Origin of the sequence: Rothia mucilaginosa ATCC 25296, from assembly GCF_000175615.1 — a bacterium.
GTDB classification, from domain to species: domain Bacteria; phylum Actinomycetota; class Actinomycetes; order Actinomycetales; family Micrococcaceae; genus Rothia; species Rothia mucilaginosa.
In genome coordinates this window covers 58,781-73,593 of sequence record NZ_ACVO01000001.1, presented here as the reverse complement: position 1 = coordinate 73,593, position 14,813 = coordinate 58,781, and the positions used below count along the sequence as shown (strand labels likewise).

Genomic DNA, 14,813 nt, shown 5'->3' with positions numbered 1-14,813 from the left:
GCGGGTAGGCTCCACAGCCGTTGGGTCTACGGGCTCAGAATCTACGGGCTCACCCTGCGCTGCCTCAACCTTCGCGGGTTTAGAATTTGTCGGCTTAGTTTTGGCGGGAGCAGGCTCGGGAAGCCCCAAGTCCAGGGCTTCCTGCTGCGGGTTCACGGAACGTCGGGCGGGGCTCATGCTCCGCCCTCCGCACCGCACGCGTGGTCGGCGTGACGACCATCCGCCAGGGAGGAAATACGCTCATCCGACCACTGACCGTAGCCCATAATCAGCTCGCGGGCGGGGTCGATGTCGGGCACGTGCACGTGCAGTGCCCAGAGCCCCGCCGCCATGTCCAGGGGCGTAATGAGCAGGCTGTCGCCCATGGCTTCAAGCTCCGGGCGTAGCTGCGCCAGGGCGAGGGGCTCGCAGGTCAGCGTACCCATGAGCTCCCAGCCGCTCTGCCCCGCGTGTTCTGCGTGCTCGGCGGGGTATGAGTCCGCCTGCGCCGCAGAACCGGCCACAGAAGTCACACCGGCAGAGGGCGCGCGGAGCATGGATTCCACCTGCGCTTCGTTCAGGGTCGCACCTTCCCAACGCGGGTTGGAGTGCACCACGGCAAGGTAGAAGCCGAGCGCGCCGGCATCCACGAAACCGGCAAGCTCGGGCGAGGGCGGGAACTGCGCGGTGCGTTCCAGCGCGGCACGCATCAGCGCACGTCGACGCTCTTTCAGCACCTCATCGGCAACTTCTGCGTCCTGCGATGCATCATAGTGTGCGTCCAGGCGGGCGAGCTCCACCATGACCGACAGCATCGTGGAGGGCACCATCTGCTCCCCCACGCTGGCACGAATACGCTCAGCCGCGAACGCCATCGCGCGCGCCTCCGCGTGGGCGTACTCCAGTTTCACTTCGCGGTGCTTCGGCAGGGAACCGCCAGCCAGCACACGCTCGTAGTCTGCTTCCAGGGCGCGCACGAGCGGCAACTCGGCAGCCGCATCGCCAAGCTCCTGGGCGAGGTTTCCGGGCAGGAACCAGTAGCTGCGCACCGCCTCCAGCGCCCAGGCGCAGAGCAGAGTACCGGAGTTGCCGCGCGCCACGCGGGATGCGCGCATAATCGCGTGCTCGTAGATTCCGCCCAGCTGAATCCACAGGTGGGCAAGGGTTTCTTCTTCGGAGGTACCCGCCGCCTCGGGCACGCACGTGCCCTCCCCGCCGGGATTTTCGCCAGCGGGCAGAACCTCACTGGGCAGACTCTCGTTGGGCAGAACCTGCTCCATGCCCCGCTCAAACTCTTCGGTCAGGGTCAGCAGGGTGTGGGCGATATTGGAGCCGGTGTCCTTATCGGGCACGGGGAACCCGTTGAGCTCGTTGAGCGCCTCGCGGTAGCGTTCGATGGTGGTGCGGGCGGCGGTGGACCACGCTACGCCGAAGCGGTAGGCGCGCACGCAGGCGCGGCGGTAAATCTCGCGCTCTTCGGTGCGCTGGTTCTGTTCTGCGTTCACGCTACCCTCCTCGTCGGTTTCGTCAGTTTCGCGTGGTTCTCGGCTAGTTCCCGACTGATTTCCCGGCTAGTTCCCGGCTGATTTCTCGGCGCCCGCGGCACGGGCGGAATCCAGCCTATTTCGTACTTCTATTCTAGGCAATTTCGGTTAAATGTACGGTATTGCCCGTCGTCTATCCCGCGGGATGAAAAGCACGGAGGATGAAAGCACGGACTAAACTACAAACCGCACGCACCTCGCGGCACTCGGTGGAACTCCTACGCGGAAGCCCCGTAGTGTTCCCAGCCCATGCCGTCCAGGGAGCGGCCGTCCATCACGACCGCCGCGCCGGTCACCGCATTGTGGCGGCGCTCGGCACCGTAGAGTTCGGCGCTCAGACCGCGCTCCGGGGCGTCCGCAACGCAGGTGCCCAGGGGCACGAACTCTTCGGGCACCTCACCGGGGAAGGTCGCCAGCAGGCCGTGGTCTTCCCCGCCAACCAGCACGAAGGTGCGCGCCAGGGATGCGGGGCTCTCCCCCGCCTCGTTGCGCTCACCAATCGCCAGCAGCAGGCGCGCCAACGGTAGCAGCGGCTCGGCGAACGCATCCACGGCGGCACGGTCGAGGCGCATCTGCACCCCGGAGGCGGCGGCAACTCGCCCAGCGTCCTTTACGAGTCCGTCGGAAAGATCCAGCATGGAGCTTGCCTTATGCTGGCGCGCCACCTCACCGGCGGGGATGGGGCTGACCGGGTGGTGCTGCGATGCGACGGCGCGCTCGCAGACCGTAATCATGTGCGCGGCATCTTCGGGGGTGAGGGTGCGGGCGAGCTCGATGAGCCCCTCGGGAAGAGCGCCAGCAGGAAGAGCACCAGTACCTTCAGCTTGCCGCTGAGCCCACGCCTGAGCCCCCGCGCCCAGCGCCGCCTCAACACTCTGACCTGCGGCGATGGCACGCAGCAGTGCCGTGGCGGGCAGGGAGAGAGGGTTGAGCAGCAGGCGCAGACCAGCATCGGACCAGGCGGTACGCCCCGCCAGGGCGATAGTGTCACCGGGGCGTGCGCCGGAGCGCAGCACGGCGCAATCCGTGTAGCCGAGGGCTGTGACGGTCACCGACATTTCGGTGGAGTCGCCAATATCGCCGCCGCCAATCACACATTCGGTGGCTCCGCAGGCGTTGATTCCGTCCACAATGCCGTGGGCGAAGCCGTCAATCCAGCCGTAAGGCGTGCTACCGGGCAGGCTCAAAGAGATGAAGAGGCTCGCCGGGCGTGCCCCCATGGCGGCAACGTCGGCGAGGTTCTGGGTCGCGGCTTTGCGCCCCACATCGTAGCCGCTGCTACGGGCAGGTTCCAGAATGAACTCACCGCCCTCACCCGCACGTGCGATACCGCCGGGCCAGAGGTTCATGAAGTCCTGGTCCTCAACGAGAGTGTCGGTGGTGACCACGGTACGCTGACCGGGCGCGGGCGCGGCGAGGACGGCACAGTCGTCACCGGGGCCCACCTCGAGGGGTTCGATGCGCCCCGCCTGGCGTGCCGCAGCGGCAACCTGCTCGTTGTGGGCGTTGATAATCGGCATGAAAGCGCGCAGAACGCGGGACTCCCCCAGCTTTGAGAGAGGTGTCTCTCGCATGGGGTTGTCCCGCGTTTCGCTAAAAGTCTGAGGATTCACATCCTCTATTATCGCGTATTCTTACGCGTTATGTTCGCCTTATGCTCCGCGGCTGAAGTAGCGGATTGCCAGAGCAATCAGCACCAGACCGATGAGTGAGAAGAGGATCAGCGGTGCAATGCCGGAAAGTCCGGAATCGTCCGCGTCCGCATTCTTCACGGCCTGCTCCTGGGCGGCATTCGCGCCGTCAGCCTTTGCCACGCTCTTTGCGGAGCGGCTGGCGCTAGCCGAGGTGGAGGAGCTAGGCGATTTCGAAGCCGATACCGAGCTTGAGGAGCTCGAGGGGCTTGCCTCGTGGGAGTGGTCCTCGTCGGTCTTATTACGCGAGAGGTATCCAGCAACCCAGTCTGCCGCACCGGGGATGGAGTCATTCGAGCCGTTATTAGCTGCGATTCGTCCGAGGGTGGTGCCGCCAGAACGCAACGGATCGTCATCGTCGCCATCAAGCCTGTCGCTCGGTGCCTTGCTCGGTGAAGAGCTCGAAGATCCCGAAGAGGAACTTGAGGATTCAGAGGAGTTGCCCGGTCGCGGAAGCTCAATGGAGATGATGACATCTTCCCCAGAGACTTCCTGGCGATTGCCGGGGACGGTCACCGGGTTGTTCGCCGGAGGAATCGGAGCAACAGGTTCGGTCTCGATCGGGGTAACCGATTTGGAGTCCGAGCTGTCCTTGTTATCCTCTACCGGAGCTACGGGAGCTACCGGAATCACGGGGATGACCGCGTCCTTGGTCGGCTCGTTAGTCGGCTCTTGCTTAGCTTCCTTAGAGGGCTCCTGAGTCGGATCCTGAACCGGGGCCGGGACGACCGGAACCTGAGAAGGATCCTGGGTGGGTGCCTCGCTCGGTTCCTGAGTCGGCTCGGGAGTTACGTCCTTGGTCGGTTCAGGAGCGGGCACCGGATTCGGTTCCGGAGCGGGGTCCTGGGTCGGCTCGGGAGTTACGTCCTTCGTCGGCTCGGGAGTAGGTTCAGGAGTGGGCTCCGGATTCGGCTCGGGAGTCGGATCCTGAGTAGGCTCCGGGGTCGGCTCGGGAGTTACGTCCTTGGTCGGCTCGGGAGTAGGTTCAGGAGTGGGCTCTACCGTAGGCTCAGGAATCGGATCCTGAGTGGGTTCCACGGTGGGCTCCGCAGTAGGCGCAACGGTCGGCTCCGGAGTGGGAGCAACAGTAGGTTCTGCCGTCGGCTGGACCGTAGGCTCCGCAGTCGGAGCTACAGTCGGCTCAGCCGTCGGAGTTGCGGTAGGAGCAACACTGGGTTCGGCACTTGCGCTAGGAGCTACAGTCGGCGTAGCGGTAGGTTCAGCGGTTGCATCCTTAGAGGGCTCTACGCTAGGACTCGCCGCAGCACTCGGGCTTGCAGTCGCACTAGCAGAAGCGGTGGGCTCGGCAGTAGGCTGCGCGGTAGCGTTCGCATCCGGGCTGGGCGTAGCACTTGCGGAAGGCTCAGCACTAACAGTGGGCTGAGCACTCGAAGAAGCGCTAGGCTGAGCGGTGGGCTCTGCCTGCGCTTTGTCAGTCTTATTGTCCCCCTGAGCGGTGGGCCATGCGCTCACGGTTGCGAGCGTGGGTACTGCCGTCTGAGAGGAAGATGCCGCGTTTGCGGTGGGGTCCAGGGTTTGGCTTGCGGTGCCGACAGGGTTGGGCGGAACCTGAGACGCTGCCTCCTGCAGATCTTGAGCAAATGAGGCTACGTAGGGGCTTCCGGAAGCAACCAGTGCTGTCGCCAGACTCGCAGAGACCACCTTACGGTTTCGTTTTCCCAAAGGTTGTCCTTGACTTTCTGATACGTTGTGAGTGAATAGATACCCAATCGCTAGGGCAGATTGGATATACCTTCATCTATTCTACCGAATCGGCTTTTTCTTCATTACTCATTTTAGCGCTTTCATACCAATCTTTGAGCTTCAAGATGTGCAACGACCACCAACAGCATCTTTTCATTACCTAGAAGCATCATTTCATGCACTTATGAGCAGAATTACGTTTTGCCTTATCAATAGCACTTTAAAACTTGCACTCCATCATCCAAGCAGCCCCGAGGCGAGTATGAGTGATTTTTCCCACGGGTGAAATTCGAGCGATTCTCATAAAGATTTAGAGGCTAATACGTACCAATTCTCCCTCTCACACAGGCTGAACTTGCCCACCGCGCAAAAAGCGCCCCGGCGCGAATCCCTCAAGAATCCGCACCGAGGCGCCTTACAGCAGGGGCTACTCCCCCACCGTTACGTATTCAATAACTGAGCGCAGTCAAAACGACAGCGTGCCCAAGAACTAACGCAGCTTCAATAACAACTAACGCAGCCTCAAGAACTAGCGCAGACCCAGGGGACGTTCCATCGCCAGGGTCAGCAGCTCGCTAATCAGATCAGTGTAAGAGATACCGGTGTTCTCCCACATGGTCTTGTACATCGAAATCGGGGTGAAGCCGGGCATGGTATTCACCTCGTTGATGACCAGGCGGCCATCCTCGGTGTAGAAGAAGTCCGCACGAGACAGACCCTCACCATCCAGCGCCAGGAATGCCTTCACAGCCAGCTCACGCAGGCGCTCCTGCACATCCTGCGGCAGGTTCGCCGGGCACACGGTCACAGCGGAAGACTCAGAAACATACTTCGCCTCAAAGTCGTAGAAGCCATGGTCCTGATCCACAACCTCAATCTCGCCAGGGTAGGATGCGCGCGGCATCTCGCCGTGGTGGCCGTCGAGCACAGCGCACTCGATTTCGCGGCCCACAATACCCGCCTCAATAATGATCTTCGGGTCGTGGCGGCGTGCCTCTTCAATCGCGGGCACGAGCTCCTCCACCGAATCCACCTTGGTAATACCGAAGGAAGAACCTGCGCGGGTCGGCTTCACGAACATGGGGAAACCCAGCTTCAGCACGCGCTCCAGAATCTGCTCGCGGTCCTCGTGCTCCCACTGGCGGTTGGTGACAACCTCGTAGGGGCCGACCTCCAGGCCAGCAGACTCGAAAGCAACCTTCATGAAGTGCTTATCCATGCCCACAGCGGATGCGGTCACACCGCAACCCACATAGCGCAGGTCAGCCATTTCCAGCAGACCCTGCACGGTGCCATCTTCACCGAAGGGGCCGTGCAGCAGCGGGAACACAACGTCCACCGGTGCGGTGCGGGTAACGTTACCCTCAGCATCCACCAGGGTCAGGCGGGAATCGCCGGCACCCATCGGCAGGAACACCTGCTGGGTACCCTCGGGGAACTCTGCGGTACCGCGAGTGCCAGCAGTCAGCTCAGCGAGCTGCTGCTCATCGGTCAGGTACCAGCGGCCGTCACGGGTAATACCGATAGTGATGACGTCGTAGGCGGTGCGGTCAATAGCGCCCAGAACGCCGGCAGCGGTAATGAGCGAAATCGGGTGCTCGGAGGAGCGGCCACCGCACAGCAGGGCGACGGTCTTCTTCTCGGTCATATATTTCTCCTAGTCAATGTTCCCCTACCCTTAGGTCCGGAAGGTGGAACGGCAATGCGTCAATAATCCTAACGCACGAATACCGTCGCGGTCACTGATGCGTTTCTCACGCACCGGTTTTCCGCAACGGTATCCGTCCTTGGATGTTTACATTCAATCTTCTTCTAGTATGTCCTGGCACACAACCCGAATCAAGGGGTGCCAGCACACCAGAAAGCTTCAAAACCTAGTGGCCCTCATGCTTGAGGCGGCGACCCAGCAACTGAGGCGCCAACTCTTCAATGCCAATACGGCCCGAAAGCACAGCCACCACAGCCTCAACAATGGGCATCTCCACGCCGTGACGACGAGCCAACTCAGCCACCACCGGCGCCGACTTAATCGACTCAGCCGTCTGGCTCATATGCTCGTGCAGGCGGTCAGGGGTAACACCCTGAGCCAGCAGGCGGCCCGCCGTGTGGTTACGAGACAGCGGCGAAGAGCAGGTCGCAATCAAGTCGCCCATACCGGCAAGACCGCTCATCGTCGCAGCCTCACCGCCCAACGCCACCGCCAGGCGGGTAATCTCCGCCAAACCGCGCGTCATAATGGACGCCTTCGAGTTATCGCCGTAATTGCGGCCCTCGCAAATACCCACGCAAAGGGCAATCACGTTCTTCACCAGACCGCCAATTTCGGTACCCACCACATCCGTATTGGTGTACGGGCGGAAGTAACCGCACGCAATCGCGTGAGCAACAGACTCAGCCACCGGCAGGGTACGAGCCGCAACCACGGAGGCGGTAGGCTCCTCCCCCATGATTTCCTTCGCCAGGTTCGGGCCCGAAAGCACGCACACGCGGTGCGGAATATGGCCGATCGCGCGCAGATCAGCGCCGCGCAGAGCCATGGATTCTTCCAGTTCCTCGGTAATGACCTGCGACATGCGCAGACCCGTACCGGTCTCCAGGCCCTTCGCCAAAGAAACCAGCATGGCGTTCGGCTCAATATAGCGGGCGAAGCTCTGCAACTGCGAACGCAGAACCTGCGCGGGCAAGGCAAGAACCACAATATCGGCGCCGGCAAGCGCCGCGGGGGCATCCGCCGTGAAGTGCATGTTATCCGGTAGCTTCATTCCCGGAAAATAGCGGGCGTTCTCGCGGGTGCGCTCACACTCAGCCATCACCTGCTCATCACGACCGATGAGGGTCACGCGGGTGTTATCGCCGCGCTCGCGGGCAGCGTCCGCCGCGATCTTAGCGAAAGCGGTGCCCCAGCTACCGGCGCCGAGCACCGCAATAGACTGTACGGTTGCCGGAGGGGTAAATTCAGGGCTTGCTGCGGGGGTGCGTCCAAAGAAGGTCACGAAAACACCTGCCTCTCTTCCTTGCGAGCTTATTGTGCGAGTCCCTGACAGGCGCCTCAGCAAATAGCCGCGGCTTCTGTCAGGGCCTCTACGATTTTCCCAGCTGGGATGCTACTTTTCGTCCGGTTCGCCGAGCGCGCCACCGACCGGCCCCGAAGGGGTGCCGGGGGCTTCACGACGCTTCGTGCGGGGGTTCCAACGACCTTCAGGAGCCTTCTCGCCGCGGATCTTCTCCAGCTCGGCGGTAATAGCGTCCAGCATGGCGTCGGTGACCACGCCCAGTTCGGTGCGGGTGTGCTTAGCCTCGGGGCTGGCGTCCTCAACGAGGGAGGCAATATCCAGCGCCTTACCAACCTTCACGCGAACGGTCTTGCGCGGGAACAGCGAAATCTTACGCTTCTCCTTGATGCGGCCGTCCTCGCCAGCCTCATCCACATAACCGAGAATCTGCTCGTCACCCCAGTGCGCCACCGGGTAGACGGGTGCACCAGTCGCAAGAGCCAGACGAGCCGCTCCGGTACGCGCCTGCATGGGCCACAGCTGCGGATCGTGGGTGGTGGTGCCCTCCGGGAAAATCACGACGGCACCGCCAGCCTCAACAATCTTACGGGCAGTAATCAGGGACTTACGCGCATCCACCGAACCACGAACCACAGGAATATGCGCGAGCTTGCGCATAATGTAGCCGAGCACGGGAGCACGGAAGAGCGAATCCTTCGCCAAGAAGCGCGGCAGGGCGCCCTCAACGAAAGCAGGGAAAGCCACGGTCACCGGGTCAAGCTCAGTGGTGTGGTTAGCCACGATAATGTACCCGCCGCTGGAAGGCAGATTCTCGCGGCCGGTAATCTCAACGCGCGCGATGAGTTTGTACAGCCCGCGTGCGGCGTTACCGAGCACCTTGTACAGAGCGTCACCGTAAGCGGTGGGCTCAATCTCCGGCAGCGCTTGCTTTCCCTGCTGTCCGCTCATTAACCCTGAACCTCAACTTCCTCGGGCTCAACAACGACGATTGCTGCATCGGGCTTGGGAGCCTTCGACGCCTTGCGTGCCAGCACCTCAAAGTTGGCGCCCAGGCCCTTGAGCTTCTCCTCGAAGTTCTCATAGCCGCGAGCAATCAGCTCAACACCGCTCACGTGAGAGGTACCCTTAGCAGCCAGCGCAGCAATGATGTGGGAGAAGCCGCCGCGCAGATCCGGAACCTCAATATCAGCGCCGGTCAGCGGGGTGGGGCCAGAAATAATAGCGGAGTGGCCGTAACCCTTACCCTCAAAACGGCAGGGTGCGCCGCCCACGCAATCGCGCATAACAACGATATCTGCGCCCATCTGCTTCAGGGCGTTGGTGAAGCCGAAACGCTCCTCGTACACGGTCTCGTGCACGATGGACGCGCCCTTAGCCTGGGTCAGCGCCACGACGAGGGGCTGCTGCCAGTCGGTCATGAAGCCGGGGTGCACGTTGGTCTCAAAAACGATGGGCTTCAGCTCTGCACCGGGGGTGCGCTGAGCCGGGTGGGTGAAGCGGATACCATCAGCGGTCACCTCGTACAGGCCGCCCATCTTGCGGAACTGGTTCAGGAACGCAGTCATGTCCTTCTGAGCTGCACCGCGCACGAAAATGTCGCCGCCGGTAGCCAGCGCCGCAGAAGCCCAAGAAGCAGACTCGTTACGGTCGGGCAGGGACGCGTGATCGTAGCCGGTCAGCTCGTCCACGCCCTCAATGACGATGGTGCGGTCCTCGTTAATGAAGATAATCGCGCCCATCTTCTGCAGAACAGCAATCAGGTCAATAATTTCGGGCTCAATCGCAGCGTTGCGCAGGATGGTCTTACCCTTAGCACGCACACCGGTGAGTAGAACCTGCTCGGTAGCACCCACGGAGGGGTAGTTCAGCACAATCTCTGCACCCTTCAGACCCTCTTCGGGAACAATCAGGGTGGTGCCGGTTTCGTCGTCCTTCTCAACGACTGCGCCGAACTTGCGCAGTGCAGACATGTGGTAGTCGATGGGGCGGTCACCGATCTTGCAACCACCCAGGTTGGGGATGCGTGCGGTACCGAGGGTGTGTAGCAGCGGGCCCACCATCAGAATCGGGATGCGGGAATTACCACCGAAGAGCTGAATCTCCTCTGCGTTCTTTGCGGCGGTGGTTGCATCCTGTGCGGGGTTGAGGGTCAGAACACCAGCTTCGCGGTCGTAGTCGACCTTTGCACCGTGCAGCTCCACGAGGGTGGTAACGATTTCGACATCGCTCAGGTCGGGAACGTTACGCAGGGTCGAGGGGGTCGAACCGTGCAGTGCTGCGACCATCGCCTTGGGCACCAGGTTCTTGGCGCCTCGAACGTGAACCTCACCAACGAGCGGAGTGCCACCTTCAATGCGAAGCTTGCTGATGTTCTCAGTCATTAAAAATCCTTTGTGGAGTCGGCTGGTTTAGGCCGAACTTTAACAGTGTGCCGATGCGCCGCGTTCTGTCGTGCCGCGCCCCTGCCGGTAGCAGGGCGAAACGGGCGCATATATTCATCATTATTCTAAGCCCTGCGTAAAGGTGCTCCAAACACTGAAGAACCTTTGGAACCCGCGACTGAGATTTTGCTCTGTTGTGTATGTGAAAAACCGCTCTGACCCCTCCTCAGAATCAGATCTAGAAAAGACAAAAAGATACACAAATATTCACACTAATGCAAACATTTTCTGGTTCTTCGCCAAAATTTGACGTTAGTTTCTTCTTTTTGACGCACAAATTTGAACTTGAGAGCAACCTCGCCCCTACAATAACGTGCACACTCGTGCCCGCTGAGCGGTGCCTCCACTCTCAAGGAGAAACCCACCAGCTCTCAACTGCGGCATCGGCGCCGGCATTGCCGTCACTCCATGCAGTACGGAGCCTCACGGCAGGGAACGGGCGTACATTCACTGCATACAACCTTGCGATAACGCCCAACTAAAACGGTTCGGCTTCCTGCTTCACTTCAACTTCAAAAATTCACTTCAACATCACCGTAAATATTCGAAAGTCAACCGAAAACCACGGCGTATCGCAACCAACCACAGGTCACTTCGCGGCTGCATCCGCGAACTACCGGAGGACCCCAAATATGACACATCACAACACTGCATCACGCATTTCGCGCCGTCGCCTCGTACAGGGCGCGGCATGGAGCGCCCCCGTTATCCTTGCCAGCGCAACCGTCCCCGCATGGGCGGCAAGCGGCGAGCCCACCTGCTCCCCCGCCCTCACCCTCAAGCCGACTGTAACCGGCTACGACGACAAGGCTGGCGCATACACCGAATGGCTCGTCCCTGAAGGCGTTGGACGAGTACGCTTCGACCTCGTGGGAGGTGCCGGCGGTGCCGCAACCTCCTTCACTCCCCAATACCTGACCGATGTCACGAACGCGGCCCTGTCTGGCGGCGGTGCCGGTGCACAGCTCAGCGGCGTTCTGGCGGTTAAGTCCGGTGACATCCTGCGCGTCTGGGCGGGTAACGGTGGCGTCGGCTCCGCAGCCGGCGCACAGCCCGCACTCGGCGGCGAAGGCTACGCGGCAGGCGGCGACTCCACCGGTTCTAGCAAAGCAACCGGTAGCGCGCAGGTAGTGGGCACTGATAGCGGCTACGTGTACGGCGCGTCCGGCGGCGGTTCCTCCGCGGTCGAACTCGTTCGCGACGGCGCAGTCACCATTGTTGCTGTCGCAGGTGCCGGTGGTGGCGGCGCACAGCTCGGCACCCTCACCACCCACCAGGGCGTCTTCGATACTCAGCCCAAGGACCAGCTGAACCCGGCACTGCGCGTAGCGCCGGACGGCCGTGACGCATCCACCACCGCAGGCGGTAGCGCAGGCGGCGACCTGGGCACCGACAACACCGGTCAGGGTGGCATGCTCATGGCAAGCCCCTACCAGGAATTCAAGCCCCTCGACGAGGACGACAAGACCCTCGACATGCGCTTCATGGTCACCGGCGGTACCGCTGGCCGCTCCGGCGTGGCGGGTACCCTCGGTGAGGCGCTGGTCGGCGTTCTCGACGAGAATAACGAGCTGAAGCTCATGCCCATGTCCGACCCATGGTTCGAAACCTACGACTTCCCTCGCTACTACATGTACGAGGGTGACTCCGTGGTCGAGGGCGAGAAGGGCACCGGCGGCGCCGACGCAACCGGCTCCTACCGCGGCAAGGGCGGTTCAGGCGCCCTGCTCTCCCGCACCCATGGCAAGCTTTCTCTCACTTCCGTAGCATCCGGCGGAGGCGCTGGCTACGGCGGCGGCGGCGCAGGCCTGAACATCTGGACCATCGGTGCGTACCGCGAGAGCGTTTTCGGCCGCCAGGTGCAGTTCGAGAACGAGGGCAACATCTACTCGCTCAGCTCCCTGAGCAGCGGCGGTGGCGCAGGCGGCAGCTACATTAACCACGAAGTGGTTTCTGACTTCGCACTTGCCACCGCGAAGAACGCGAACCCGACCGCGGGCGTGCGCTCCCCCGGTTCTGCGGCGCTGTACAGCTGCACCGAGAACGCAACCCTGAACACCCCCATCACTGAGGGCGCGCTCTAGATAGTCAATAAATGTGCCTCCCCGGAAGTTCCGGGGAGGCACATTCATATGTGTGCCAGGTTTTTGGGTACAGAAAAGCTCGAAGGCGGCAACTGTTTCAGTCGCCGCCTTCGAGCTTTATATCTCTAGGTTTTAGAGCTCTCGGCTTAGAGTTCCTGAGTACGGGGCATCCAGGAGGGGCGCTTCGCCTCGTACGCCTCAATAGCCTCGAGGTTCTGCAGGGTCAGACCGATATCGTCCAGACCCTCCATGAGGCGCCAACGCACGTAGTCGTCAATCTCGAAGGGAACAACCAGCGCACCCACGGTTACGGTCTTGGACTCCAGGTCAACGGTGATTTCGGTGCCGGGCTCGTGCTCCAGCGCCTTCCAAATCAGCTCGATATCGTCCTGTGCAACCTGCGCGGTAACCAGACCCTGCTTGCCCGAGTTGCCGCGGAAAATATCGGCAAAACGAGCAGAAATAACGACCTTGAAACCGTAGTCGCGCAACGCCCACACGGCGTGCTCACGGGAAGAACCGGTACCGAAGTCCGGGCCCGCAACCAGCACGCTACCATGCTTGTAGGGCTCCTGGTTCAGGATGAACTCGGGGTCCTTACGCCAGTTAGCGAAGAGGGCATCGTCGAAGCCGGTCTTGGTCACTCGCTTGAGGTAGACGGCGGGAATAATCTGGTCGGTATCAATATTCGAAGAACGCAGCGGCACGCCAATGCCGGTGTGCTTAATAATGGGTTCCATAATGGCTCCTTAGCTATAGCGGCGTGCTAGGCCACGACGTCGGACGGGGCGGACAGGGTACCGCGCACAGCGGTTGCGGCAGCAACCACCGGGGAGACCAGGTGGGTGCGACCACCCTTACCCTGGCGGCCCTCAAAGTTACGGTTCGAGGTGGAGGCGCAACGCTCACCGGGTGCCAACTGATCGGGGTTCATGCCCAGGCACATGGAGCAGCCGGCGAAGCGCCAGTCGGCACCGAAGTCCTTGAAGACCTTGTCCAGGCCTTCTGCTTCTGCCTGCGCGCGGACCTTCTGGGATCCGGGCACGACCATCATGCGTACGTTCTCGGCGATGGTGCGGCCACGCACGATGTCTGCTGCGGCGCGCAAATCCTCGATGCGGGAGTTGGTGCAGGAGCCCAGGAAGACGACGTCCACGGGAATCTCCTTCATGGGGGTACCCGCCTCCAGGTCCATGTATTCGAGGGCGCGTTCTGCTGCGACCTTGTCGTTCTCGTCCTCGAAGTCGTCCGGGGAGGGAACGGCATGGCTCAGCGGAATACCCTGACCGGGGTTGGTGCCCCAGGTGACGAAGGGTTCGAGCTCGTCAGCGTTGATGAAGATTTCCTTGTCGAAGACGGCGCCTTCGTCGGTGGGCAGGCTCTTCCAGTACTCGACTGCCTTGTCCCACTCTTCACCCTTGGGCGCGTGCTGGCGACCCTTGATGTACTCGAAGGTGGTCTCGTCGGGGGCGACCATGCCGGCGCGTGCGCCCGCCTCGATGGACATGTTGCACATGGTCATGCGGCCCTCCATGGAGAGGGAACGGATCGCGGAGCCGCGGTATTCGAGCACGTAGCCCTGACCGCCGCCGGTACCAATCTGCGCGATGACAGCGAGGATGATGTCCTTTGCGGTCACGCCGGGCTTGAGGGTGCCTTCAACGTTGATTGCCATGGTCTTGAAGCGTGCCAGGGGCAGGGTCTGGGTCGCCATGACGTGTTCCACCTCGGAGGTGCCGATACCGAACGCGAGAGCGCCGAACGCACCGTGGGTGGAGGTGTGGGAGTCACCGCAGACGATGGTCATGCCGGGCATGGTCAGACCCAGCTGCGGGCCGACCACGTGCACGATGCCCTGTTCCTCATCGCCGAGGGAGTGGATGCGCACGCCGAACTCTGCGGCGTTGCGGCGCAGGGTCTCGATCTGGGTGCGGCTGGTCAGGTCGGCGATGGTGCCGAAGATGTTGTCGGTGGGGGTGTTGTGGTCCTCGGTGGCGATGGTCAGGTCGAGGCGGCGCAGGGGGCGGTTCTCGATGCGCAGGCCTTCGAATGCCTGGGGGGAGGTCACTTCGTGCAGTAGCTGCAGGTCGATGTAGAGCAGGTCGGGCTTGCCGTTTTCACCGGGGACGACGACGTGTGCGTCCCAGACTTTTTCTGCCAGGGTGCGCGGACGGGTGCCCGCGGTGGTTGCGTTCTGTTCGCTAGTCATGCTTTCTCCTGCTTGATGCGTTCCTACGGTGGATGCGTTCGGTGTGGTGCGTGCCGCAAGTTTGCGGAGTTGAGGGGCGGATTATGTACCCGATGGGATCCTCAAATCGGTATTTCCCTGCGGCGTGTCGCATATTTTTTCACGGAT

General features: G+C 61.8%; 10 protein-coding genes. 1 reads left to right on the top strand and 9 read right to left on the bottom strand.

Going from position 1 to position 14,813, the window contains the following annotated elements; translation table 11 throughout:
- Positions 1–173: 173 nt before the first annotated feature.
- From ROTMU0001_RS00275 to murA, 7 genes are all read right to left on the bottom strand, one after another.
- Positions 174–1,484 carry a DAK2 domain-containing protein gene (locus ROTMU0001_RS00275; RefSeq protein WP_005507456.1) on the bottom strand — a complete coding sequence of 437 codons (1,311 nt, stop codon included), beginning with the start codon at positions 1,482–1,484 and terminating at the stop codon, positions 174–176.
- Between the two features lie 257 nt (positions 1,485–1,741).
- Positions 1,742–3,097: a thiamine-phosphate kinase gene (locus ROTMU0001_RS00270; protein ID WP_005507455.1), complete on the bottom strand. Its 1,356-nt coding sequence runs from the start codon at positions 3,095–3,097 to the stop codon at positions 1,742–1,744.
- Between the two features lie 78 nt (positions 3,098–3,175).
- On the bottom strand, positions 3,176–4,897 hold the full coding sequence (locus ROTMU0001_RS00265; protein ID WP_044141547.1) for a hypothetical protein: 1,722 nt from the start codon (positions 4,895–4,897) through the stop codon (positions 3,176–3,178).
- 550 nt (positions 4,898–5,447) lie between these two features.
- Positions 5,448–6,566, bottom strand: coding sequence for a D-alanine--D-alanine ligase family protein (locus ROTMU0001_RS00260; protein WP_005507452.1), 1,119 nt, complete (start codon positions 6,564–6,566; stop codon positions 5,448–5,450).
- A 226-nt stretch (positions 6,567–6,792) separates the two neighbouring features.
- A complete protein-coding gene (locus ROTMU0001_RS00255) occupies positions 6,793–7,911 on the bottom strand; it encodes an NAD(P)H-dependent glycerol-3-phosphate dehydrogenase (RefSeq protein ID WP_005507451.1) in 1,119 nt (372 codons plus the stop codon).
- A 111-nt stretch (positions 7,912–8,022) separates the two neighbouring features.
- Entirely contained in the window at positions 8,023–8,880 is an 858-nt protein-coding gene (locus tag ROTMU0001_RS00250; protein WP_005507450.1) for a lysophospholipid acyltransferase family protein, read from the bottom strand.
- Complete coding sequence (murA, locus tag ROTMU0001_RS00245; protein WP_005505632.1) at positions 8,880–10,313, bottom strand: UDP-N-acetylglucosamine 1-carboxyvinyltransferase; 1,434 nt, start codon at positions 10,311–10,313, stop codon at positions 8,880–8,882. The genes ROTMU0001_RS00250 and murA overlap by 1 nt, the downstream gene beginning before the upstream one ends.
- A 692-nt stretch (positions 10,314–11,005) precedes the next feature.
- Here murA and ROTMU0001_RS00240 point away from each other — a divergent pair.
- Positions 11,006–12,457: a hypothetical protein gene (locus ROTMU0001_RS00240; RefSeq protein ID WP_005507448.1), complete on the top strand. Its 1,452-nt coding sequence runs from the start codon at positions 11,006–11,008 to the stop codon at positions 12,455–12,457.
- 146 nt (positions 12,458–12,603) lie between these two features.
- On the opposite strand, the gene leuD is transcribed toward ROTMU0001_RS00240, so the two are convergent.
- Entirely contained in the window at positions 12,604–13,197 is a 594-nt protein-coding gene (gene leuD, locus ROTMU0001_RS00235; RefSeq protein WP_005507447.1) for a 3-isopropylmalate dehydratase small subunit, read from the bottom strand.
- A 26-nt stretch (positions 13,198–13,223) separates the two neighbouring features.
- Positions 13,224–14,666, bottom strand: a complete 1,443-nt coding sequence (gene leuC / locus ROTMU0001_RS00230; protein WP_005507445.1) for a 3-isopropylmalate dehydratase large subunit — start codon at positions 14,664–14,666, stop codon at positions 13,224–13,226.
- Between the last annotated feature and the right edge of the window lie 147 nt (positions 14,667–14,813).

Bases quoted from the DNA above. Each gene is read 5' to 3' on its own strand.
- ROTMU0001_RS00270 (WP_005507455.1), bottom strand. From the start codon at position 3,097: ATGCGAGAGACACCTCTCTCAAAGCTGGGGGAGTCCCGCGTTCTGCGC.
- ROTMU0001_RS00260 (WP_005507452.1), bottom strand. From the start codon at position 6,566: ATGACCGAGAAGAAGACCGTCGCCCTGCTGTGCGGTGGCCGCTCCTCC.
- ROTMU0001_RS00250 (WP_005507450.1), bottom strand. From the start codon at position 8,880: ATGAGCGGACAGCAGGGAAAGCAAGCGCTGCCGGAGATTGAGCCCACC.
- murA (WP_005505632.1), bottom strand. From the start codon at position 10,313: ATGACTGAGAACATCAGCAAGCTTCGCATTGAAGGTGGCACTCCGCTC.
- ROTMU0001_RS00240 (WP_005507448.1), top strand. From the start codon at position 11,006: ATGACACATCACAACACTGCATCACGCATTTCGCGCCGTCGCCTCGTA.
- leuD (WP_005507447.1), bottom strand. From the start codon at position 13,197: ATGGAACCCATTATTAAGCACACCGGCATTGGCGTGCCGCTGCGTTCT.
- leuC (WP_005507445.1), bottom strand. From the start codon at position 14,666: ATGACTAGCGAACAGAACGCAACCACCGCGGGCACCCGTCCGCGCACC.